The following is a 21,744-nucleotide window of genomic DNA, read 5'->3' on the forward strand; positions in this document are numbered from 1 at the left end:
CCCACCCGAGCCACGTCGTTTCCGCCCCCGCGAGGGGGCGGCCTTTATCCATGCCGGAGCCTTTCGATACACTGCGTCGCCGCCCGCGATGCCTGCTCCCCGTAGAACCCGACGGGCGCCTTTCCCCTTGGCGGCCTGTCGATTCCCGCAATGCTCGAACTGATCCTGCTCGAAGACGAACCCGTGATGGCCCAGGAGCTGGGCGAGTTCCTCCGTGACTGCGGTTACCGGGTGACGCTGGCCACGGACCTGGCCGGCTTCAACCTGGCATTCGACGAGCGCCGGCACCACCTGGCGGTGCTCGACCTGGGCTTGCCCGACGGCGATGGCCTGGAGCTGATCCAGGCCCTGCGCGAGCGCGGCAGCACCCTGGGGATCGTCGCCTTCACCGCGCGCGGCACCACCGACCACAAGGTGTCGGGCTTCCGTGTCGGGGCGGACCACTACCTGGCCAAGGGCTGTGACCTGGAGGAACTGGCGGCGGTGCTCGAAGCCCTGCGCCGGCGTCTGGGCCTGCAGCGAGAGGCCTCGCCCTGGCGGCTGGAGGCTGGGCCGCGCGAGTTGTACGCACCCAACCAGCGGATGCTGCGGTTGTCCCATCAGGACATGCGGGTGCTCGAACGGCTGATGGCGAGCGCTGGCGACAATGTCAGCCGCCGGCAGGTGGTCGAGGCCCTGGGCGAGGATTGGCTGACCTACGACCAGCGTCGCCTGGACACCCAGATCCGCCGGCTGCGGCGCAATGTCGAGCAGGCCACGGGGCTGGAGCTGCCGCTCAAGACCCTGCGCAACAACGGCTATTGCTTCTACGAGCGGGTACAGATTGTCGATTGAGCGCCCTCACAGGCGCAGCAGCAGGGCGGCGGTGAAGGCATAGCCCTGGTTGCGCAAGGCACGGATGGGGGCTGGCAGGCCGGTGAAGCTGAGGATCTTGCGCCGCAGGCGGCTGAAGATGGCTTCCAGGCGGCGTTCGTCGTAGGTCAGCCAGTTTTCGCCCAGCCGCTCCGCCAGGCTCCGACGGCTCGCGGTGCGTTCCGGTGCTTGCTGCATGCAGGCCACCACCTGGCATTCGGCGCGGCTGAGCTCGACGGTCTTGCCGTCGGGGGCTATCAGTTGCTGGTGCCGTGGGTCCAGCACCCAGCAGTCCCCGCAGGGGCTGGCCTGCATCGACAGGCGCCGCATCAGGGCGGCCGTCACGGCTGCCAGTTCCACATCCGGAAGGGGCCGCGTCAGGCAGTGATCGGCGCCCAGGGCGTAGCCCTGCAGGCGTTGCTCGAGCTGGGCGCGCTCGGTGACGAGGATCAGCCCAGCGCCGGGCCAGAGCCGACGGATGCGTCGGGCCAGGGGCATTTCCAGGCCGTCGTCGGGGCGCACCTCCAGGAGGATGATGTGGGGGGCGAAGAGGGCGATCTCCACGTCCTGCAACTGGGCGGCGTTGCTCGTCATCAGGCTGCGGGCCATCGGCTGCAGGCCCGAGGCCAGGTCCACGAGGCCGTCCGGCGAGGCTTCGATCACCAGCAGGCGCATCTGTGCCGGTGAGGCCGGTGAGGGCGGCAGGAGCAGTGGGCTGGACAGGGTCATGGCATGTGCCGGCGCGAGGTGCGATGAGCGGGATGCTAGCCAAGCAGCCCAGGGCAACGGCTGAGCAAATCTGAGCAATGTCCTACGGGCAGAGTAGAATCGCGCTCTTGCTTATAGCTTTTGGCCATTACTCGATGTTCCGCGCTCTGTTGCTGATGCTGCTCTTGCTGCCGCTGGCCCCCGCCCAGGCCGATCCTCTGCTGCTGGGGGACAAGAGCCTCAGTGCCGGTGGGCACCTGGAGCGCCTGGATGATCCCCGGGGCGTGCTCGATGCCGAGACGGCCAATGCGTCGTCGGGCTGGCGGCCCCTGCCGAGCAGCCTCAGTGCGGGGTTCGTTCACGACGTGATCTGGCTGCGCCTGGTGGTGCAGGCCGGTGACGCGTCGCCGACACACTGGATGCTGGTGCTGAGCAACCCGCTGCTCGACGAGGTGACCTTCTACGACCTGGATGGCAGCCCCCGCGTGCTGCAGGGCGGTGAGGCGATCGGCCGGGAGCGTTGGAGGGTGGACTATCGCTCGCCCGTGTTCCCGCTGGCGCTGACGCCCGACCAGCCGCGGGTGGTGCTGCTGCGCCTGAAGTCCAAGAACGCGATGTCGGTGAGCGTGCGCCTGATGCCCCAGGCCCAGTTCTCCCACAGCAGTCGCATGGAGTACCTGGGCTACGGGCTGTACTTCGGCATCTACCTGGCGCTGATCCTCTTCCACGCCGTGTTCTGGCGCATGACCCATGCGCCGGAGAGTGGCTGGTACCTGGCCTATGTGAGCTTCTGCGTGTGGATCGAGAGCCTTACCCTGGGCCTGCCGCAGCATGTGTTCAACCTGCCGATGTGGTTGAGCGACCCGCTGCTGGGCTGTGCCCTGGGCCTGGGCATGCCGGTGGGGCTGATCTTCGCCCAGCGCCAACTGGATCTGCGGCGCTACCCGCGCCTGCGGCGGACGGTAACGGTGCTGTCGGTGGTGATCGGCGTGAGTTCGTCGCTGCTGGTGCTGGCCGGCCATTACCAGTTGGGCGCGCCGCTGAACCAGGTCGCCGTGCTGCTGAGCATTCCGCTGTTCATCGGGCTGGCCGTATGGCTGATGGTGCAGGGGCACCGGCCGGCACGCTCGTTCCTGCTGCTGTTCGGCATCTATTACCTGGGGATCGGCGTCAGCTTCCTGCGCAACCTGGGCTATGTACCGGCGACCTTCTTCACCGACAACGCAGTCGCCATCGGGGCCCTGCTGCACATGGGCCTGATGAGCATGCGCATCATCCAGCACTACCGCCGGCTGAAGGTGGAGAAGCGCCGGGCACAGTCGGCCTTCAAGCAGCTGATGCACGATCACAATGCCAAGCTGGAGTCGCAGATTTCCGTGCGCACCCGCGAGCTGCGCGAGGAGATCCGCCGGCGTACCTGGCTGGAGGAGGAGTTGCGCGAGTCGTTGCGCCACGAGAAGCAGATGCGCGAGCAGCAGCGTGACTTCGTGGCGATGGTGTCCCACGAGTTCCGCACGCCGCTGGCGATCATCGGTACCTCGGCCCAGCAGATCGCCCGCAACCTGGACGCTGCGCCGGAGCGCAACGAGCAGCGCTGCCGCAATATCCGCGAGGCGTCCAACCGGCTCATGACGCTGGTGGACGACTACCTCAACCACGACCGCATGGCTGAGTCGACCATGGAGCTGCGGCGCGCCAGCCATGACCTGCACGAGCTGCTCGCGAGCAGCCTGGCGGACTTCCCGCCGGGGCGCCTGCAGGTCGACTACCGGGCGCGCCCTCGACTGCTGGACGTCGACCTGGGGCTGCTGCGGGTGGCGCTGCGCAACCTGCTGGCCAACGCCGACCGCCATGCACCAATGGAGACGCCGGTGCGTGTCCAGGTCGACGAGGTGGCGGACCGGCTGGAGGTGCGGGTGTTCAATGGCGGGCCCGCGATTCCCGCTGACCAGGCGCCGTTGCTGTTCCAGAAGTACTTCCGGGGCACCCAGGCGCAGCATGCACCGGGGGCGGGGCTGGGGCTCTACCTGGTCAAGCGCATCGCCGAACTGCACGGCGGCAGCCTGGTGCTGGAGAGCCGGGGCGACGACGGTCCCATCTGCTTCCGCCTGCACCTGCCGGTGGCAGGCGCAGCGGTGCCGGCCTGAGCCCCGACGTTACTGCGACGCGCCGGCGCTGCCGCCGTCGGTGTTGGGACGCTGCAGGCGTTGCAGGGCCATGTTCGAGGCGCTGATGCAGCCTTCGGTGTCGCCGTGGGTCTTGGCCTGTTCGGCCTTGGCGCGCAGGTCCTGGACTTCCTGCTTGAGCGGATCGCCGAGGGTGGCGGCGGTGGCGAGCTGGTCGCTGATCTTCTGCAGGTTGAGGGTGCAGAGGTCGTCGGCGAAGGCCAGGGGGGACGCCAGCAGGGTGGCGCCGAGCAGCAGGGCAGTGCGTTTCATGGGGTGGTCCTCTCTTCGTTCTGTGGCACTCGGAGGGGCCTTGCGGGAAGGCCGGGTGGAGCACGGATGTCCGAGATGGGCGAGCCGGCGCGAAGCGGGCTCATGAAGGTGGACAGGGTGGCGGGGAGGGCGGTTCAGGTTTTCTGCTGGGAGACCTGTCGCCGCCCCACCGTCCCACGCTTGGCAACAGTGCAGCGTGCGCACACACGTTGCTGTCGGGAATCGCAGTTGCAGGGCTGTGAAGAACCATAAAAAAGCCCCGCTTGAGGCGGGGCGCAATCCGTGCCGGGCACGGCTCTTGAGGTTCAGTCCGCGCGGGGGCGGGTGACCCGGTCCACCAGGTAGACCAGGCTGTGGTAGTCGATGCCGCTGTGGTGGCTGAGGCCGATCTCGCAGGTGCGGCTGGTGGAGACGCCTTCCTCGCAGATCTGCACGGCGTCCTTCAGGCTGCGCAGGGCGTTGCCGTTGAGTTCCGGGGTGGTGAAGCCCTTGTCGCCGGCGAAGCCGCAGCAGTGGATGCCTTCGGGGACGACCACCTGGCGGGTGCAGCGGCTGACCAGGTCGATCAGCGCCTGGGATTCGCCCAGGTGCTGGGTGCTGCAGGTGACGTGGACGGCCACCGGCTGCTCCTGGGGGGTGAACTCCAGGCGGTCGAGCAGGTGGGTGCGGATGAACTTCACCGGGTCGTGGATCTTCAACCGGGGGTCGTCCAGGTCCTGCACCAGGCGCAGGGTGCAGGGGCTGGTGTCGCAGTAGATCGGGTCGAGGCCGCCGCGGCTGGCGCGCAGCAGTTCGGCCAGTAGTTCGTCGCGCTTGTCGTCAGCCTGGCGGGCGTAGCCCTTGGAGGCGAAGGGCTGGCCACAGCAGAGGTTGTCGGCGTTGTCGGGGAAGACCACCTGGTAGCCGGCCTTCTCCAGCAGCTGGCGGGTCTTGTCCATCAGCGGCATCTGTTCCTCGGCACCGGCGGCCGGGCCCATGGCGCGGGAGACGCAGGCGGTGAGGTAGACCACGCGCGGGCGCTCGCCCACGGGGCCGGCGGCCGGTGGGTCGAAGCGCACCGGTTGCGGCATGGCCGGGGTCCACTGGGGCAGGCGTTCGCCACTGGCGCGGTGCAGGGCACCGCTGAGGCGCGCCAGGCGCGGGGCGCCGAGCATGGCTCGGGTGAGGTTGGCGGTGGCCAGCAGCAGGCGCGCGCCCTTGAGGGTGGTGGCGAAGTTGCGCGCGAGCCAGGTGGCGGTGCCGGGGCGGTGGGCGTGTTCGCCACGCAGCTTGCGCACCAGGTCGCCGGTGTTGATGCCGACGGGGCAGCGCTGGGCGCAGAGGCCGGTGGCGGCGCAGGTGTCGACGCCCTGGTAGGCGAAGGCTTCTTCCAGCTCGCGGGTGTCGATGCCGGCGCGCTTGCGGGCCTGGATGTCACGCCAGATGACGATGCGCTGGCGTGGGCTGAGGGTCAGGCCCTTGGAGGGGCAGACCGGCTCGCAGAAGCCGCATTCGATGCACTTGTCGACGATCTCGTCGGCGGCCGGCAGCGGCTTGAGGTTCTTCAGGTGCAGTTCGCGGTCGTCGCTGAGGATGACGCCGGGGTTGAGGATGCCGGTGGGGTCGAGCAGGCGCTTGAGCTGCCACATCAGCTGGTAGGCGTCGTGGCCCCATTCCAGTTCGACGAAGGGCGCCATGTTGCGGCCGGTGCCGTGTTCGGCCTTGAGGGCGCCGCCGAATTCGACGGCGACCAGTTGGGCGACGTCCTGCATGAAGGCGTCGTAGCGGGCGACCTGCTCGGGGCTGTCGAAGCCCTGGGTGAAGACGAAGTGCAGGTTCCCTTCCAGGGCGTGGCCGAAGAGGATCGCTTCGTCGTAGCGGTGCTTGTCGAACAGTTCGATCAGGCGGTTGACGCCGGCGGCGAGCTGTTCGACGGGGAAGGTGACGTCTTCGATGATCACCGTGGTGCCGGTCTGGCGCACGGCGCCGACGGCGGGGAAGGTGTCCTTGCGGATCTTCCACAGCTGGTTGTAGACGACCGGGTCTTCGCTGAAGTCGACCTTCTGCTCCACCGGGAAGTCGGCGATGGAGGCGGTGATGCGGGCGAGCTGTTCGTGCAGCAGGCTGGCGCTGGCGGCGCGGGATTCGATGAGCAGGGCGCAGGCGCTGGCGGAGAGGCCCTTGACCCAGGTGGGCATGCCGGGCTTCTCCTGCACGGAGCGCAGGCTGCGGCGGTCCAGCAGTTCGACGGCGGAGACCGGTTGCTGCTTGAGCACGGGGACGGCGCGGCAGCAGGTTTCCACGTCGGGGAAGACGATCAGCGCGGAGGCCTTGTGCGGGTGCTCGGGCACGGTGTCGTAGGTGACGGCGCTGATGAAGCCGAGGGTGCCTTCGGAGCCCACCAGCAGGTGGGTGAGGATGTCCAGCGGCTGGTCGTAGTCCACCAGGGCGTTGAGGGACAGGCCGGTGGTGTTCTTCAGGCGGTACTTGTGGCGGATCTTCGCGGCCAGTTCGGTGTTGGCGCGGGTCTGCCGGCCGAGTTCGGCCAGGCGCTCCAGCAGCTCGCCGTGGCTGGCCTGGAAGGCGGCGACGCTGGCCGGGTCTTCGCTGTCCAGCAGGGTGCCGTCGGCCAGCACCAGGCGCAGGCCGGCGAGGGTGTGGTAGCTGTTCTGGGCGGTGCCGCAGCACATGCCGCTGGCGTTGTTGGCGACGATGCCGCCGATCTTGCAGGCGTTGATGGAGGCCGGGTCGGGCCCGATCTTGCGGCCGTAGGGGGCGAGCCAGGCGTTGGCCTGGGCGCCGATGACGCCGGGCTGCAGGCGGATCTGTGCGCCGCCCTGGCGGATGTCGCGGCCGTTCCAGTTGTCACCGAGGACGATCAGTACCGAGTCGCTGATGGCCTGGCCGGAGAGGCTGGTGCCGGCGGCGCGGAAGGTGACGGGCACCTGTTCGGCGTGGGCGGCCTTGAGCAGGGTGATGACTTCGGCTTCGCTCTCGACCCGCACCACCAGCTTGGGGATGAGGCGGTAGAAGCTGGCGTCGGTGCCGAAGGCGAGGGTGGAGAGCGCATCGTCGAAGCGCCGGTCGCGGGGGATCAGGCGCTCGACGGTGTGCAGGAAGGCGGCGGGCAGGCTCATCGGTCAGGTCCTGTCATCAACGGTGGGGTGCGGGCCGCTTGGGCGGCCTCGTCTTGGATGGGCGCCGTTCAGCGGGGCAGGTCGCGCACCAGTGAGTCGGCGTTGATCTCGGCGATGGACTTGGCGCCGGTGAGCACCATGGCCACGCGCATTTCCTTTTCGATCAGGTCCAGCAGGTTGCTCACGCCGGCGCCGCCGGCGGCGGCCAGGGCGTAGACGAAGGCGCGGCCGAGCATGACGGTGTCGGCGCCGAGGGCGAGCATGCGCACGACGTCGAGGCCGGTGCGGATGCCGGAGTCGGCGAGGATCTTCAGCTCGCCCTTGACGGCGTCGGCGATGGCGGGCAGGGCGCGGGCGCTGGAGAGCACGCCGTCGAGCTGCCGGCCGCCGTGGTTGGAGACGATGATGCCGTCGGCGCCGAAGGTGACGGCGTCACGGGCGTCCTCGGGGTCGAGGATGCCCTTGATGACCATGGGGCCTTGCCAGAAGTCGCGGATCCATTCGAGGTCCTTCCAGGAGATGGAGGGGTCGAAGTTGGCGCCGAGCCAGCCGATGTAGTCGGCCAGGCCGGTGGGGTTGCCGCGGTAGGTGGAGATGTTGCCGAGGTCGTGGGGCTTGCCCAGCAGGCCGACGTCCCAGGCCCAGGCGGGGTGGGTCATGGCTTGCAGCACGCGGCGCAGCGGGGCGTTGGGGCCGCTCATGCCGGAGTGGGCGTCACGGTAGCGGGCGCCGGGCACGGGCATGTCGACGGTGAAGACGAGGGTGGTGACGCCGGCGGCCTTGGCGCGCTCCAGGGCGTTGCGCATGAAGCCGCGGTCCTTGAGCACGTAGAGCTGGAACCACATGGGCCGGTCGATGGCTGGGGCGACTTCTTCGATCGGGCACACCGAGACGGTGGAAAGGGTGAAGGGGATGCCCTTGGCCGCTGCGGCCTTGGCGGCCTGCACTTCGCCGCGCCGGGCGTACATGCCGGTGAGGCCGACGGGGGCGAGGGCGACGGGCATGGCGAGGGTTTCGCCGAACAGCTGGGTTTCGAGGCTGAGCTCGGACATGTTCCGCAGCACGCGCTGGCGCAGGGCGATGTCGGCCAGGTCCTGCACGTTGCGGCGCAGGGTGTGCTCGGCGTAGGCGCCGCCGTCGATGTAGTGGAACAGGAAGGGCGGCAGCTTGCGTTGGGCGGCGGCGCGGTAGTCGGTGGAGGCGGAGATGATCATGGGCTCTTCCGTTTTGGCAGAAAACGTGGATCGGGCGCGCTGGAGCGATACAGGGCGGAAATGGCCGGGGAGCCAAGCCTACCTATGTAGGCGAGCCTCCCCGAGGCCATTCCCTTGCTGCATCGCCGACGCGCAGCCGGCCCTGGTCAGTGAACCAGCATGCCGGTGAACACATAGGCCTGCGCCAGGGTGATCAGACCGACCATGGCGGCGAACAGCAGGCTGTGCTTCAGGGTGAAGCGGAACAGGTCCGATTCCTTGCCGACCATGCCGGTGGCGGCGCAGGCCACGGCGATGGACTGCGGGGAGATCATCTTGCCGGTGACGCCACCGCTGGTGTTGGCGGCGACCAGGAGGGTGTCGTTGACGCCGATCTGGTGGGCGGTGGTGGCCTGCAGCGAGCCGAACAGGGCGTTGGAGGAGGTGTCGGAACCGGTCAGGAACACGCCCAGCCAGCCGAGGAACGGCGAGAAGAACGGGAAGGCCGCGCCAGTGCCGGCCAGCACCAGCGCCAGGGTGGTGGACATGCCGGAGAAGTTGGTGACGAAGGCGAAGGCCAGCACCATGCCGATGGAGAGGATCGGCAGTTTCAGCTCGACGAAGGTTTCACCGAGACTGGTCAGACCATTTTTAAAGTTGATCTTCAGGACCAGCATGGAGACCACGGCGGAGAGGAAGATCGCGGTGCCGGTGGCGGAGATCGGGTCGAACTTGTAGACGGCCGGAATCGCGGTGGCGGTGGCGACGATGGGGGCGCCTTTCATCACCAGCTGGTCCAGGTGCGGGATGGCGAACATGAAGACGAAGTGCTCCAGCGCACCACCTGGGGCGAACAGGGCCTTGAACGGCTTCAGGGTCCAGATGGTCACCAGCACGGTGAGGATCAGGAAGGGCGACCAGGCCTTGAGGATCTCGCCGAAGCTGTAGGGCGACGGGGTGGTGCTGCGCGGGCCGCCGAAGCCGCCCATGACGGCTGCACCGCCGGAGACGCCGACCACTTCGCGGTCTTCGGCGCGCTTGGGTTGCCACACCTTGAGGAACAGGGTGAGGGACACCAGGCTCACCAGGGCAGAGGTGATGTCGGGCAGTTCCGGGCCGATGAAGTTGGAGGTGAAGTACTGGGTGATGGCGAAGCTGGCACCGGCGACGAGGGCGGCCGGCCAGGTTTCCTTGATGCCGCGCCAGCCATCCATCATGGCCACCAGCCAGAACGGCACGATGATCGACAGGAACGGCAGTTGGCGGCCGGTCATGGCGCCGATCTTGAAGGCGTCGATGCCGGTGACCTGGCCCGCGACGATGATCGGGATGCCGAGGGCACCGAAGGCCACCGGGGCAGTGTTGGCGATCAGGCACAGGCCGGCGGCGTAGAGCGGGTTGAAGCCCAGACCCACCAGCAGCGCGGCGGTGATGGCCACGGGGGCGCCGAAGCCGGCAGCCCCTTCGAGGAAGGCGCCGAAGGAGAAGCCGATGAGCAGCACCTGCAGGCGCTGGTCGTCGGTGATGGACAGCACGGAGCTGCGGATCACTTCGAACTGGCCGCTCTTGACGGTGAGTTTGTAGAGGAACACCGCGGCGACGATGATCCAGGCGATGGGCCAGAGGCCGTAGGCGAAGCCGTAGCCGGCGGCGGCGAAGGCCATGTCGACCGGCATCTTGAAGGCGAAGATCGCGACCGCGAGGGACAGGGCCAGGGTGATGGTGCCTGCGATGTAGCCCTTCATGCGGAACACGGCGAGGGCGAGGAAGAAGAACACGATGGGGATCAAGGCGACCAGCGCGGACAGGCCGAGGCTGCCGAGCGGGGTGTAGATCTGTTGCCAAGCTTGCATTCGGGTGGCTCCCTGATTGTTTTTGGAGTGCCTGTTGGCCTTCCGGAGTCGTTGCGCTCGTGGCGCAGCAGCAGGCAATTGCTCTCCGTTCGGCGTTTTCGTCGAATTGGTATTACCAATTTACAAAATCGACGGCTCAGGGTAAAAGCCCTCCTATTGACCTGTCAATTTCGTGTCCTACAACTTTGGTCGAGCGCATGGGGCTCATCTGCGCCTTGTGGATGACGATGGCGCTGGTTAGGCTGCCGCGCTGAATGAGCTGGGCTGCCATGGCAGGCGGCTGGAACGGGAACGGAACGGTGGTTCGGGAGGGGTATGGGATTCGGTCAGGTGCGTCAGCGCCGTCTGTCGGATGACATCGTCGATCACCTTGAGGCGATGATCCTCGAGGGGACCCTGAAAGCAGGCGAGCGACTGCCGGCGGAGCGTGTGCTGGCCGAGCAGTTCGGGGTGTCGCGTCCGTCCCTGCGGGAGGCGATCCAGAAGCTGGTGGCCAAGGGGCTGCTGGTGAGCCGGCAGGGTGGCGGCAACTATGTGTCGGCGGAGCTGGGGTCGACCTTCAGTGATCCGCTGCTGAAGCTGCTGGAGGGCAACCCCGACGCGCAGCGCGATCTGCTGGAGTTCCGCCATACGCTGGAAGGTTCCTGCGCCTACTACGCGGCGCTGCGGGCGACGGCTGTTGACCATGAGCGCCTGGGCGAGGCTTTCGAGGCGCTGCAGGCCTGCTATTCGCCGGGCAGCCAGGCGACTCGGGAGGAGGAGGGCGCCGCCGATGCGCGCTTCCACCTGGCGATTGCCGAGGCCAGCCACAATGCGGTGCTGCTGCACACCATCCGTGGGCTGTTCGATCTGCTCAAGCACAACGTGGTGACCAACATCGGCGGGATGTACCTGCAGCGCAGCGAGACCCGCGACATGCTGATGGCACAGCATCGGGCGCTGTACGAGGCGATCATCGAGCGGCGTGCGGAGGAGGCGCGGGAGGTGTCCCATCGCCACATCGACTACGTGCAGGAAGTGCTGGCCGAGGGGCGGCTGGAGGCGGTGCGCCTGGAGCGGGCGCAGCGGCGCCAGGGCATCTGAGTCGTCAGTGCGCGCAAACGAAAACGCCGGGCAATGCCCGGCGTTTCTGTCTGGCGAGGATCACTCCTTGCCTTTGGTGCGCATGGCGCGCTCGATCTCGCGGTCGGAGTCGCGTTCCTTCTCCGTGGCGCGCTTGTCGAATTCCTTCTTGCCCTTCACCAGGGCGATCTCGCACTTGATCAGGTGGGCCTTCCAGTACAGCGAGAGGGCGACGCAGGTGTAGCCCTTCTGCTGGACGGCGCCGAACAGCTTGCCCAGTTCGCGCTTGTGCAGCAGCAGCTTGCGGGTGCGCACGGGGTCGGCGATGACGTGGGTGCTGGCGGTCTTCAGCGGGGTGATGTGGCTACCGAGCAGCCAGGCCTCGCCGTCCTTCAGCAGTACGTAACTGTCCACCAGCTGGGCCTTGCCGGCACGGAGGCTCTTGACCTCCCAGCCTGCCAGGGCGAGGCCTGCCTCGAAGCGCTGCTCGACGAAGTAGTCGTGCAGGGCCTTCTTGTTCTGTGCGATGGAGCCTTGGGATTGTTTCTTTTGCTTAGCCATAGGCGCGGCATTATAGGGAGTCGCTCGCCAGCCCGCTACGGCGGCGTAGGCTTGAGCGCGTTGGGCGAATCCCCGACAATGCGCGCTCTTTTTTTGACCAGCCGTGTTGCCCCTGCTGCAGCCGACTGACTGACGTTCAGAGGCTCCGATGTCCACGCATATCCAGCGTTCCGCGCTGCTCCCCTATCCCGCCAAGGCGCTCTACGACCTGGTCAACGATGTGGTGCGCTACCCCGAATTCCTGCCCTGGTGCGCGAGCAGCGAGGTGCTGGAATCGAGCGAGTCGCACATGGTGGCCAGCCTGGGTGTGGCCAAGGGCGGGATCAGCCAGCGCTTCGTCACCCGCAATGTGCTGGTGGAGGGGGCGAGCATCGAGATGAACCTGGAGGAAGGGCCGTTCACCGAGCTGCATGGGGTCTGGCACTTCAAGGCGCTGGGTGAGAAAGCCTGCAAGATCAGCCTGGACCTGTCTTTCGATTACGCCGGGCCGATCGTCAAGGCGACCCTTGGGCCGCTGTTCAATCAGGCGGCGAACACCTTGGTGGATGCCTTCTGCCAGCGGGCCAAGCAGCTGTATGGCTGAGTCGCTGATCGCCGTCGAGGTGGTGTGCGCGCTGCCTGATCGTCAGCGCCTGGTGCGGCTGGATGTGCCAGCCGGCACGACGTTGCGCCAGGCTGTGCTGATGGCGGGGCTGGCGGAGGCGTTTCCCGACCTGGACCTGGCGGCTGCGCCGCTGGGCATCTTCGGCAAGGCGGCGCAGGACGCCGAGGTTCGGCAGGTCGAGGCGGGGGATCGCGTCGAGGTCTATCGGCCGCTGGTGGCCGATCCGAAGGAGGTGCGCAAGGCGCGTGCCGCGCGTGCAGCTCAGGCCAGGGGAGAAGGTCGGGGCGACTGATCGGCGTCTGAGGACGCTGCGGCTGTCGGTCCTTCTCGATCAGGTAGGTACAAAAAAGCCCGGAACCAGTCCGGGCTTTTTCATGTGCGCTGCAGTTATTGCGGCGTGGTGTCCAGGGGTTCCGGGATCGGGACCGGTACGGTTTCCACCTGGTCCACTTCCTTCTGGATCTGCTCCAGCAGCGAACCGGGCTTGGCTTTCTCTTCCGGCTTCTGCTGGGTGGGTTTGTTCGGGGTGACTTGGTTGTTGCCGTCGCTGCCGAGGATCGCCTCGTCGCGGCTGACGCCAGGCATGAAGTCACCGCCCAGGCCGATCAACTGGTCGTTGCCGTCGAACAGCAGCGTGACGCGCTCCTGCTGACGCTGGCCGCCGCCGGGCTGGATGCTGTAGAGGTAATCCCAGCGGTTGGCGTGGAAGGTATCGAGAATCAAGGGGTTGCCCATGATAAACCGCACTTGGCGCCGGGTCATTCCGGGCTTCAACTGGTCTATCATGTCCTGCGTTACGACGTTGCCTTGCTGGATGTCGATCTTGTAGACACCGGGAAACGAACAACCGGCGAGTGCGAGCAGGCCTGCAAATGAGAGGCTGGTCAGCAGGAGCTTGGTGTTTTGCATCGGTGGGTGACTTCCACTATCTTGGCTGGGCAACGAAAATCCGATCATACCCGCATTGAGGGAAGCTGCGAAGCAGCATCCACGAGAAAGCTGACCATGGTTGAAAATAACGAACTTCGCAAAGCCGGTCTGAAGGTCACCCTGCCTCGGGTGAAGATCCTTCAGATGCTCGACTCCGCCGATCAGCGTCACATGAGTGCCGAGGATGTGTACAAGGCACTGATGGAAGCCGGCGAGGACGTAGGCCTTGCGACGGTCTACCGCGTGCTTACCCAGTTCGAGGCTGCCGGCCTCGTCGTCCGCCACAACTTCGATGGCGGCCATGCCGTGTTCGAACTGGCTGACAGCGGCCACCACGACCACATGGTCTGCGTGGACTCCGGTGAGGTCATCGAATTCATCGACGCCGAAATCGAAAAGCGGCAGAAAGAGATCGTGAAAGAGCACGGCTTCGAGCTCGTCGATCACAATCTGGTGCTGTACGTGCGCAAGAAGAAGTGATTTCCGCTCCATGAAAAAGGCGACCTCGGGTCGCCTTTTTCATGCCTGCGCGAATCAGTGGCGGGCGCTGGTGACCATCTTGCGGGCGTGGGCGATGGACTCTTCGGTGAGGTCGACGCCGCCCAGCATGCGGGCGATCTCCTCCACGCGCGCCGCGTCGTCGAGGTTGGCGACGGCGGTGCGGGTTTCCTTGCTGCCGCGCTTCTTGTGCACGAAGAGGTGGTGATGGCCCTGGGCGGCCACCTGGGGCAGGTGGGTGACGGTGAGGACCTGGCCGCGTTCACCCAGGCGCCGCAGCAACTGGCCGACCACTTCTGCGGTGGGGCCGCCGATGCCCACGTCCACTTCGTCGAACACCAGGGTCGGTACCCGCGAGGTCTGTGCGGTGATGACCTGGATGGCCAGGCTGATCCGGGACAGCTCGCCGCCCGAGGCGACCTTGGCCAGACCCTTGAGGGGCTGACCCGGGTTGGCGCTGACCAGGAACTCCACCTGTTCCTGCCCGTTCGGCTGGGGTTCGTCGCTTTCGATACTGCGCAGCTCGATGCTGAAACGCCCGCCGGGCATGCCCAGGCGTTGCATCTCCGCCTCCACGGCCTTGGCCAGCTTGCCGGCCGCTTTGCCGCGCAACTGGCTCAGCTCGGCGGCTTTTGCCTGGTAGTGGCGGGCATAGGCCGCCAGTTCGTCCCCGAGGCGCTCCACCGCCTCGTCATCGGCATTGAGCGCTTCGATCTCCTCCAGCAGCGTGTGCTGCAGGTGAGGCAGTTCGCTGGGATGGATGCGGTGCTTGCGGGCCAGGGTGTAGAGCGTATCGAGGCGTTCTTCGACCTCCTGCTGGCGGTGCGGGTCGGCATCGAAATGGTCGATGAAGCGGTTGATCTCGCCGACCGCTTCTTCCACCTGGATCTGGGCGCTGGCCAGCAGGTTGACGGCTTCGGCAATGGGGCCCTGCTGGGCGTTGAAGGCCGTCAGGCGGTTGAGGCTGGAGGTGAGGGCGCTGAGGACGTTGCCGGCATCGCTCTCGCTGCACATGTCCAGTACCTGGCGGCAGCCGGCCAGCAGGCCTTCGGCGTTGGACAGGGTCTTGTGCTCGGCTTCTAGTTGCTCCAGTTCGTTGTCGCCGAGGGCCAGTTGTTCCAGTTCTTCCAACTGGTAGCTGAGCAATTGGTGGCGGGCGCGCTGCTCCTCGCTGTTGCGGGACAGGCGCTGGAGCTCCTGGCGGGTCTGGCGCCAGCGCTGGGCGGCGAGCTGGACCTGGCGGGCCAGGTCGCTGGCGCCGGCAAATTCGTCCAGCAGGCGCCGATGGGTGTCCGGCTTGAGCAGCGACTGATGCTCATGCTGGCTGTGGATGTCGATCAGCAGCTCGCCCAGTGCCTTGAGGTCGCCCTGGGGGCAGGGCGTGCCGTTTATATAGGCACGGGAGCGGCCTTCCGCAGTGATGACCCGGCGCAGGATGCACGGGCCGTCGGTTTCCAGGTCTCGCTCGGCGAGCCAGGCGCGGGCTTCGGGGATGTCGCTCAGGTCGAAGCTGGCGAGGATGTCGGCCTTCTCCGCGCCGGGGCGGACGGCGCCGCTGTCGGCGCGGTCGCCCAGGGTCAGGCCGAGGGCGTCGAGCATGATCGACTTGCCCGCGCCGGTCTCGCCGGTGATCACGGTCATGCCGCCTTCGAGCTCAAGATCCAGGTGCTCGACGATGGCGTAGTTGTGGACTGAGAGGTGGACCAGCATGGCGGGGACTCCCCTGGGCTTAGGCTGGCTATTTATACAGTGTTTGTTTTCCGGCTGACAATCGCCTGCTGCCCTTGAAGCGACAAATTGCGACCCCATATAGGCGGACAGATCGGCGGGTCATTCCCCGCCACCGTTTCAGTAAGGAGGAAGGCATGGCAGACGAACAGAACCTGGATACCCAGAACCCCGAGGTGAGCGCACCGGCTGACGTGGCGGGCGAGGACCTCGTGGCCCGCGTCCAGGCGCTGGAGGAGCAACTGGCTGCGGCCCAGGACCAGTCCCTGCGTACCGCCGCCGAGCTGCAGAACATCCGCCGCCGTGCGGAGCAGGATGTCGAGAAGGCACACAAGTTCGCCCTGGAGAAGTTCGCCAACGACCTGCTGCCGGTGGTCGACAGCCTGGAGCGCGGCCTGGAGCTGACCAGTGCCGAGGACGAGGCCGTTCGCCCTGTACGTGAAGGCGTCGAGCTGACCCTGAAGCTGTTCCACGACACCCTGAAGCGCTTCCAGGTCGAGGCCGTCGACCCCCATGGCGCTCCGTTCAACCCGGAGCACCACCAGGCGATGGCAATGGAAGAGAGCACCCATGTCGAGCCGGGTAGCGTCCTGAAGGTCTTCCAGAAGGGCTACCTGCTCAACGGCCGCCTGCTGCGCCCGGCCATGGTCGTGGTCAGCAAGGCCCCGGCCGAAGCGCCGCCGTCCATCGACGAGCAGGCTTGAAATCCGGCTTAGGGCCCCCATCTGGTAGTCCAAGCGTTCACATGCTGATGCGGCCCCCAAGCGAGCGGGGCCGTAAAGAAATCAAAGTTTCGGGAGAGAGAATATGGGCAAGATCATCGGTATCGACCTGGGTACCACCAACTCCTGCGTTTCCATTCTTGAGAATGGCAACGTCAAGGTGATCGAGAACGCCGAAGGCGCGCGTACCACCCCCTCGATCATCGCCTACACCAACGACGGCGAGATCCTGGTCGGCCAGTCCGCCAAGCGCCAGGCCGTCACCAACCCGCACAACACCCTCTACGCCGTGAAGCGCCTGATTGGCCGCCGCTTCGACGAGGATGTCGTGCAGAAGGACATCAAGCTGGTTCCCTACAAGATCGCCAAGGCCGACAACGGTGACGCCTGGGTGGAAGTGAAGGGCCAGAAGATGGCGCCTCCGCAGATCTCCGCGGAAGTGCTGAAGAAGATGAAGAAGACCGCCGAAGACTACCTCGGCGAGCCGGTGACCGAAGCTGTCATCACCGTACCGGCCTACTTCAACGACAGCCAGCGCCAGGCCACCAAGGACGCCGGCCGTATCGCCGGCCTGGACGTCAAGCGCATCATCAACGAGCCCACCGCGGCTGCGCTGGCCTACGGCATGGACAAGGCCAAGGGCGACCACACTGTGATCGTCTATGACCTGGGTGGCGGTACCTTCGACGTGTCGGTCATCGAGATCGCCGAAGTGGACGGCGAGCACCAGTTCGAAGTGCTGGCCACCAACGGCGACACCTTCCTGGGTGGTGAGGACTTCGACATCCGCCTGATCGACTACCTCGTCGACGAGTTCAAGAAAGAGTCCGGCATCGACCTGAAGGGCGACCCGCTGGCCATGCAGCGCCTGAAAGAGGCTGCCGAGAAGGCCAAGATCGAGCTGTCCTCCAGCCAGCAGACCGACGTCAACCTGCCGTACATCACTGCAGACCAGACCGGTCCGAAGCACCTGAACGTGAAGATTTCCCGCGCCAAGCTGGAAGCCCTGGTGGAAGACCTGGTTGCTCGCACCATCGAGCCGTGCCGCATCGCGCTGAAAGATGCTGGCCTGGACGTGGGCGATATCCACGAAGTCATCCTGGTCGGTGGTCAGACCCGCATGCCGCTGGTGCAGAAGCAAGTCGCCGACTTCTTCGGCAAGGAAGCGCGCAAGGACGTCAACCCGGACGAAGCCGTCGCCATCGGTGCGGCCATCCAGGGCGCCGTACTGGCCGGTGACGTGAAGGACGTGCTGCTGCTCGACGTGAGCCCGCTGACCCTGGGTATCGAGACCCTGGGTGGCGTGATGACTCCGCTGATCGAGAAGAACACCACCATCCCGACCAAGAAGTCCCAGGTGTTCTCCACTGCCGACGACAACCAGTCCGCCGTGACCATTCACGTGCTGCAGGGTGAGCGCAAGCAGGCCGGCCAGAACAAGTCCCTGGGCAAGTTCGACCTGGCCGAGATCCCGCCGGCTCCGCGTGGCGTGCCGCAGATCGAAGTGACCTTCGACATCGACGCCAACGGCATCCTGCACGTGTCCGCCAAGGACAAGGCCACCGGCAAGCAGCAGTCCATCGTGATCAAGGCCAACTCCGGCCTGTCCGAGGAAGAAATCCAGCAGATGGTGCGTGACGCCGAAGCCAACGCCGAGGAAGACCGCAAGTTCGAAGAGCTGGCCGGTGCCCGCAACCAGGGCGATGCGCTGGTTCACGCCACCCGCAAGATGATCACCGAAGCGGGCGACAAAGCCACTGCTGAAGAGAAGGCGGCCATCGAGAAAGCCGTAGGCGAGCTGGAAGTTGCCGTGAAAGGCGATGACAAGGCCGAGATCGAAGCCAAGATGAACGCGCTGTCCCAGGCTTCCGCTCCGCTGGCGCAGAAGATGTACGCCGAGCAGGCCAAGGCCGGCGAGGGTGCTCCCGCAGGCGACGACAAGGCTGCCGACGATGCCGTCGACGCCGAGTTCGAAGAGGTCAAGGACAACAAGTAAGCGCCACGCTTGCTTGCGCTCCTGCCCCGGGCCGTTCGGCCCGGGGTGATTCGCCACGCGGGGGCTTGCTCCCGCGTCGGCGTGTCTGGAGGGCGCGAAACTTTCAGAGTGCAGAGAACCAATGGCTAAACGTGACTTTTACGAAATCCTCGGTGTGGAGCGTGGCGCCAGCGAGGCCGAGCTGAAGAAGGCCTATCGTCGCCTGGCCATGAAGTACCACCCGGACCGCAACCCGGGGGACAAGGAGTCCGAGGAGAAATTCAAGGAGGCCAACGAGGCCTACGAAATCCTCTCGGATGCCAGCAAACGCGCGGCCTACGATCAGTACGGCCATGCCGGCGTCGATCCGCAGATGGGCGGCGGCGGTGGGGCAGGGTTCGGCGGGGCGAGCTTCTCCGACATCTTCGGTGACGTGTTCAGCGACTTCTTCGGTGGCCAGCGCGGTGGCCAGCGTGGCGGTGCCCAGCGTGGCAGCGACCTGCGCTACACCCTTGAGCTGGATCTCGAAGAGGCGGTTCGCGGCACGACCGTGACTATCCGTGTGCCGACCCTGGTCAACTGCAAGACCTGCGATGGCTCCGGTGCGAAGAAAGGCACCAGCCCTGTCACCTGCACCACCTGCGGTGGTATTGGTCAGGTGCGCATGCAGCAGGGCTTCTTCTCCGTCCAGCAGACCTGCCCGCGCTGCCACGGCACCGGAAAGATGATCAGTGACCCGTGCGGCAGCTGCCATGGCCAGGGGCGTGTGGAAGAGCACAAGACCCTGTCGGTGAAGGTGCCGTCCGGCGTGGACACCGGCGACCGTATCCGCCTGTCCGGCGAAGGCGAGGCGGGCGTGATGGGCGGGCCGCCCGGCGACTTGTACGTGGTGGTCAACGTGCGCGAGCACCCGATCTTCCAGCGTGACGGCAAGCACCTGTACTGCGAGGTGCCGATCAGCTTCGCCGATGCGGCGCTGGGCGGTGAGCTGGAAGTGCCCACCCTGGACGGCCGCGTCAAGTTGAAAATCCCCGAGGCAACCCAGACCGGCAAGCTGTTCCGCCTGCGTGGCAAGGGCGTTGCCCCTGTGCGGGGTGGTGGTGCGGGTGACTTGATGTGCCGCGTGGTGGTCGAGACGCCGGTGAATCTGGACAAGCGCCAGCGGGAACTGCTGGAAGAGTTCCGCAAGAGCTTGCAGAGTGACGGCTCCCATTCGCCCAAGGCCAGCACCTGGTTCGAGGGCATGAAGCGCTTCTTTGGTGATCTTTGATGCAGGGCGCCAGGCGGTGCACGGCAGGCTTGGCCTAATCGTGCGCGGGGCCTGGCGCTTCTAGCTTGGAGCTTTGTTCGTTATGCGACGTATTGCAGTGATGGGCGCCGCCGGGCGCATGGGCAAGACCCTGATCGAAGCGGTCCAGCAGAACCCGGGTGCCGGCCTGACCGCCGCCATCGATCGACCCGACAGCACCCTGGTGGGGGCTGATGCAGGTGAGCTGGCCGCCCTGGGGCGTATCGGCGTGCCGCTCTCGGGCGACCTGGCCAAGGTGGTGGACGAGTTCGACGTGCTGATCGACTTCACCCACCCGTCGGTGACCCTGAAGAACCTGGAGGTCTGCCGCCAGGCGGGCAAGGCCATGGTCATCGGTACCACCGGTTTCACCGCCGAGGAGAAGGCGCTGCTGGCTGATGCGGCCAAGCAGATCCCCATCGTCTTTGCCGCAAACTTCAGCGTCGGGGTGAATCTCTGCCTCAAGCTGCTGGACACCGCTGCGCGGGTGCTCGGCGACGAAGTGGACATCGAGATCATCGAAGCTCATCACCGCCACAAGGTCGATGCCCCCTCCGGCACCGCGCTGCGCATGGGTGAGGTGGTGGCCGAGGCCCTGGGGCGCGACCTGTCGAAGGTGGCGGTCTATGGGCGTGAAGGTCAGACGGGCGCTCGCGAGCGCGAAACCATCGGCTTTGCCACCGTGCGTGCAGGTGATGTGGTCGGCGACCATACCGTCCTGTTCGCGGCCGATGGCGAGCGCGTCGAGATCACCCACAAGGCGTCCAGTCGCATGACGTTCGCCCGTGGCGCCGTACGTGCCGCGCTGTGGCTGGATGGCCAGGGGGCCGGCCTGTACGACATGCAGGATGTGCTGGGGCTGCGCTGATTATTGGTCGCGGAATGCAGTTTGGTGATGTCTTTCCTGTGGACCGAAATGACGCATTCCTGTAAGCTGCAGCTTTAGTGTGTCCACTAAAAGTTACGCAGAAATGGCTCAGATAAAAAAGCGGGGTGACGGTATCAACGTCATCCCGCTTTTTTACAATCTGCGTTTGCTTCAGCCTTAGATACGGGAGGTCTTCTTGACTAAGCCAGCCATACTCGCGCTTGCCGACGGCAGCATTTTCCGCGGCGAGTCCATCGGGGCCGACGGCCAGACCATCGGAGAGGTGGTGTTCAACACTGCCATGACCGGCTACCAGGAAATCCTCACCGATCCTTCCTATGCGCAGCAGATCGTCACCCTGACCTATCCCCACATCGGCAACACCGGCATCACGCCGGAAGATGCCGAGTCCGACCGCGTCTGGGCCGCCGGCCTGATCATTCGCGACCTGCCGCTGCTGGCCAGCAACTGGCGCAGCAAGCAGTCCCTGCCGGAATACCTGCAGGCGACCGGTACCGTTGCGATCGCCGGGCTTGATACCCGTCGCCTGACCCGCATCCTGCGTGAGAAGGGCTCCCAGAACGGCTGCATCCTGGTCGGTGCCGATGCTACCGAGGAAAAGGCACTGGAACTGGCACGCAGCTTCCCGGGCCTGAAAGGCATGGACCTGGCCAAGGAAGTGACCTGCGAGAAGCCTTATGAATGGCGCTCCAGTGTCTGGAACCTGGAAAGCGACAGCCACCCCGAGATCGCTGCTGCCGAGCTGCCCTACCACGTGGTGGCTTATGACTACGGCGTGAAGCTGAACATCCTGCGCATGCTCGTCGCACGTGGTTGCCGCCTGACCGTGGTGCCGGCCAAGACCCCGGCCAAGGACGTGCTCGCCCTGAGTCCGGATGGCGTCTTCCTGTCCAACGGCCCGGGTGACCCGGAGCCTTGCGACTACGCCATCGCCGCCATCAAGGAAATCCTTGAGACCGACATCCCGGTGTTCGGTATCTGCCTGGGCCACCAGTTGCTGGCCCTGGCCTCCGGTGCCCGCACCATGAAGATGGGCCACGGCCACCACGGCGCCAACCACCCGGTGCAGGACCTGGATTCCGGCGTGGTGATGATCACCAGCCAGAACCACGGTTTCGCCGTGGACGAGTCCAGCATGCCGGCCAACCTGCGTGCCACCCACAAGTCACTGTTCGACGGCACCCTGCAGGGCATCGAGCGCACCGACAAGGTGGCCTTCAGCTTCCAGGGGCACCCCGAGGCGAGCCCCGGTCCGCACGATGTGGCTCCGCTGTTCGATCGCTTCATCGAAACCATGGCCAAGCGCCGCTGATCCTCGCCGACTGAC

General features: G+C 66.1%; 19 protein-coding genes. 11 read left to right on the plus strand and 8 right to left on the minus strand.

The features are described from left to right. Positions 1-150: 150 nt before the first annotated feature. On the plus strand, positions 151-834 hold the full coding sequence (locus tag RTK35_RS05725) for a response regulator transcription factor (protein ID WP_107328328.1): 684 nt from the start codon (positions 151-153) through the stop codon (positions 832-834). Positions 835-840: 6 nt separating this feature from the next. Here the strand turns inward: RTK35_RS05725 and RTK35_RS05730 are convergent, their stop codons facing one another. Beyond that, a complete protein-coding gene (locus RTK35_RS05730) occupies positions 841-1,581 on the minus strand; it encodes a response regulator transcription factor (protein WP_316907593.1) in 741 nt (246 codons plus the stop codon). A gap of 134 nt (positions 1,582-1,715) precedes the next feature. Between RTK35_RS05730 and RTK35_RS05735 the strand changes: the two genes are divergently transcribed. Further along, positions 1,716-3,707, plus strand: a complete 1,992-nt coding sequence (locus RTK35_RS05735; RefSeq protein WP_316907594.1) for a sensor histidine kinase — start codon at positions 1,716-1,718, stop codon at positions 3,705-3,707. A 9-nt stretch (positions 3,708-3,716) separates the two neighbouring features. Here the strand turns inward: RTK35_RS05735 and RTK35_RS05740 are convergent, their stop codons facing one another. The 4 genes from RTK35_RS05740 to RTK35_RS05755 all read right to left on the minus strand — a co-directional run bounded on the left by RTK35_RS05740 (position 3,717) and on the right by RTK35_RS05755 (position 10,160). Continuing rightward, the gene (locus RTK35_RS05740) at positions 3,717-3,998 is read right to left on the minus strand and encodes a hypothetical protein (RefSeq protein ID WP_316907595.1); all 282 of its coding nucleotides are present in this window, start codon (positions 3,996-3,998) and stop codon (positions 3,717-3,719) included. Between the two features lie 305 nt (positions 3,999-4,303). Further along, on the minus strand, positions 4,304-7,114 hold the full coding sequence (locus RTK35_RS05745; protein WP_316907596.1) for an FAD-binding and (Fe-S)-binding domain-containing protein: 2,811 nt from the start codon (positions 7,112-7,114) through the stop codon (positions 4,304-4,306). A gap of 68 nt (positions 7,115-7,182) precedes the next feature. Next, on the minus strand, positions 7,183-8,328 hold the full coding sequence (lldD, locus tag RTK35_RS05750; protein WP_044413668.1) for an FMN-dependent L-lactate dehydrogenase LldD: 1,146 nt from the start codon (positions 8,326-8,328) through the stop codon (positions 7,183-7,185). Between the two features lie 146 nt (positions 8,329-8,474). Continuing rightward, complete coding sequence (locus RTK35_RS05755; protein ID WP_107328323.1) at positions 8,475-10,160, minus strand: lactate permease LctP family transporter; 1,686 nt, start codon at positions 10,158-10,160, stop codon at positions 8,475-8,477. 315 nt (positions 10,161-10,475) lie between these two features. On the opposite strand from RTK35_RS05755, the gene RTK35_RS05760 reads away from it, so the two are divergent. Further along, the gene (locus RTK35_RS05760) at positions 10,476-11,243 is read left to right on the plus strand and encodes an FCD domain-containing protein (RefSeq protein ID WP_044413674.1); all 768 of its coding nucleotides are present in this window, start codon (positions 10,476-10,478) and stop codon (positions 11,241-11,243) included. 60 nt (positions 11,244-11,303) lie between these two features. Here the strand turns inward: RTK35_RS05760 and smpB are convergent, their stop codons facing one another. Next, positions 11,304-11,783, minus strand: coding sequence for an SsrA-binding protein SmpB (gene smpB / locus RTK35_RS05765; RefSeq protein WP_044413676.1), 480 nt, complete (start codon positions 11,781-11,783; stop codon positions 11,304-11,306). 148 nt (positions 11,784-11,931) lie between these two features. Between smpB and RTK35_RS05770 the strand changes: the two genes are divergently transcribed. Both RTK35_RS05770 and RTK35_RS05775 read left to right on the plus strand, forming a co-directional pair. Next, complete coding sequence (locus tag RTK35_RS05770) at positions 11,932-12,366, plus strand: type II toxin-antitoxin system RatA family toxin (protein ID WP_069561650.1); 435 nt, start codon at positions 11,932-11,934, stop codon at positions 12,364-12,366. Continuing rightward, positions 12,359-12,679 carry an RnfH family protein gene (locus tag RTK35_RS05775; RefSeq protein ID WP_316907597.1) on the plus strand — a complete coding sequence of 107 codons (321 nt, stop codon included), beginning with the start codon at positions 12,359-12,361 and terminating at the stop codon, positions 12,677-12,679. The genes RTK35_RS05770 and RTK35_RS05775 overlap by 8 nt, the downstream gene beginning before the upstream one ends. Before the next feature lie 95 nt (positions 12,680-12,774). On the opposite strand, the gene RTK35_RS05780 is transcribed toward RTK35_RS05775, so the two are convergent. Further along, positions 12,775-13,296: an outer membrane protein assembly factor BamE gene (locus tag RTK35_RS05780; RefSeq protein ID WP_074970392.1), complete on the minus strand. Its 522-nt coding sequence runs from the start codon at positions 13,294-13,296 to the stop codon at positions 12,775-12,777. A 96-nt stretch (positions 13,297-13,392) separates the two neighbouring features. Here RTK35_RS05780 and fur point away from each other — a divergent pair, with 96 nt between their 5' ends. Continuing rightward, positions 13,393-13,797 (plus strand): ferric iron uptake transcriptional regulator, encoded by a 405-nt coding sequence (fur, locus tag RTK35_RS05785; protein ID WP_044413688.1) that lies wholly within the window; start codon positions 13,393-13,395, stop codon positions 13,795-13,797. Between the two features lie 54 nt (positions 13,798-13,851). Here the strand turns inward: fur and recN are convergent, their stop codons facing one another. After that, positions 13,852-15,525: a DNA repair protein RecN gene (gene recN, locus RTK35_RS05790; protein WP_253126132.1), complete on the minus strand. Its 1,674-nt coding sequence runs from the start codon at positions 15,523-15,525 to the stop codon at positions 13,852-13,854. A 155-nt stretch (positions 15,526-15,680) separates the two neighbouring features. On the opposite strand from recN, the gene grpE reads away from it, so the two are divergent. The 5 genes from grpE (at position 15,681) to carA (ending at position 21,729) form a co-directional block, all read left to right on the plus strand. Continuing rightward, on the plus strand, positions 15,681-16,247 hold the full coding sequence (gene grpE, locus RTK35_RS05795; RefSeq protein ID WP_044413691.1) for a nucleotide exchange factor GrpE: 567 nt from the start codon (positions 15,681-15,683) through the stop codon (positions 16,245-16,247). A 103-nt stretch (positions 16,248-16,350) separates the two neighbouring features. Then, on the plus strand, positions 16,351-18,261 hold the full coding sequence (gene dnaK / locus RTK35_RS05800; protein WP_044413693.1) for a molecular chaperone DnaK: 1,911 nt from the start codon (positions 16,351-16,353) through the stop codon (positions 18,259-18,261). A gap of 121 nt (positions 18,262-18,382) precedes the next feature. After that, positions 18,383-19,510 (plus strand): molecular chaperone DnaJ, encoded by a 1,128-nt coding sequence (gene dnaJ, locus RTK35_RS05805; RefSeq protein ID WP_044413696.1) that lies wholly within the window; start codon positions 18,383-18,385, stop codon positions 19,508-19,510. Positions 19,511-19,592: 82 nt separating this feature from the next. Beyond that, positions 19,593-20,396, plus strand: a complete 804-nt coding sequence (gene dapB / locus RTK35_RS05810; protein ID WP_172434700.1) for a 4-hydroxy-tetrahydrodipicolinate reductase — start codon at positions 19,593-19,595, stop codon at positions 20,394-20,396. Between the two features lie 196 nt (positions 20,397-20,592). After that, positions 20,593-21,729 (plus strand): glutamine-hydrolyzing carbamoyl-phosphate synthase small subunit, encoded by a 1,137-nt coding sequence (carA, locus tag RTK35_RS05815; protein ID WP_309041559.1) that lies wholly within the window; start codon positions 20,593-20,595, stop codon positions 21,727-21,729. The last annotated feature ends 15 nt before the right edge of the window (positions 21,730-21,744 follow it).

Source organism: Pseudomonas sp. zfem003 (genome assembly GCF_032621675.1).
Lineage (GTDB): Bacteria > Pseudomonadota > Gammaproteobacteria > Pseudomonadales > Pseudomonadaceae > Metapseudomonas > Metapseudomonas otitidis.

Bases quoted from the DNA above. Each gene is read 5' to 3' on its own strand.
- lldD (WP_044413668.1), bottom strand. From the start codon at position 8,328: ATGATCATCTCCGCCTCCACCGACTACCGCGCCGCCGCCCAACGCAAG.
- dnaJ (WP_044413696.1), top strand. From the start codon at position 18,383: ATGGCTAAACGTGACTTTTACGAAATCCTCGGTGTGGAGCGTGGCGCC.
- smpB (WP_044413676.1), bottom strand. From the start codon at position 11,783: ATGGCTAAGCAAAAGAAACAATCCCAAGGCTCCATCGCACAGAACAAG.
- RTK35_RS05745 (WP_316907596.1), bottom strand. From the start codon at position 7,114: ATGAGCCTGCCCGCCGCCTTCCTGCACACCGTCGAGCGCCTGATCCCC.
- recN (WP_253126132.1), bottom strand. From the start codon at position 15,525: ATGCTGGTCCACCTCTCAGTCCACAACTACGCCATCGTCGAGCACCTG.
- grpE (WP_044413691.1), top strand. From the start codon at position 15,681: ATGGCAGACGAACAGAACCTGGATACCCAGAACCCCGAGGTGAGCGCA.
- RTK35_RS05735 (WP_316907594.1), top strand. From the start codon at position 1,716: ATGTTCCGCGCTCTGTTGCTGATGCTGCTCTTGCTGCCGCTGGCCCCC.
- RTK35_RS05740 (WP_316907595.1), bottom strand. From the start codon at position 3,998: ATGAAACGCACTGCCCTGCTGCTCGGCGCCACCCTGCTGGCGTCCCCC.
- RTK35_RS05775 (WP_316907597.1), top strand. From the start codon at position 12,359: ATGGCTGAGTCGCTGATCGCCGTCGAGGTGGTGTGCGCGCTGCCTGAT.
- RTK35_RS05730 (WP_316907593.1), bottom strand. From the start codon at position 1,581: ATGACCCTGTCCAGCCCACTGCTCCTGCCGCCCTCACCGGCCTCACCG.
- RTK35_RS05755 (WP_107328323.1), bottom strand. From the start codon at position 10,160: ATGCAAGCTTGGCAACAGATCTACACCCCGCTCGGCAGCCTCGGCCTG.
- dapB (WP_172434700.1), top strand. From the start codon at position 19,593: ATGCGACGTATTGCAGTGATGGGCGCCGCCGGGCGCATGGGCAAGACC.
- RTK35_RS05770 (WP_069561650.1), top strand. From the start codon at position 11,932: ATGTCCACGCATATCCAGCGTTCCGCGCTGCTCCCCTATCCCGCCAAG.
- fur (WP_044413688.1), top strand. From the start codon at position 13,393: ATGGTTGAAAATAACGAACTTCGCAAAGCCGGTCTGAAGGTCACCCTG.
- RTK35_RS05780 (WP_074970392.1), bottom strand. From the start codon at position 13,296: ATGCAAAACACCAAGCTCCTGCTGACCAGCCTCTCATTTGCAGGCCTG.
- RTK35_RS05760 (WP_044413674.1), top strand. From the start codon at position 10,476: ATGGGATTCGGTCAGGTGCGTCAGCGCCGTCTGTCGGATGACATCGTC.
- RTK35_RS05725 (WP_107328328.1), top strand. From the start codon at position 151: ATGCTCGAACTGATCCTGCTCGAAGACGAACCCGTGATGGCCCAGGAG.
- dnaK (WP_044413693.1), top strand. From the start codon at position 16,351: ATGGGCAAGATCATCGGTATCGACCTGGGTACCACCAACTCCTGCGTT.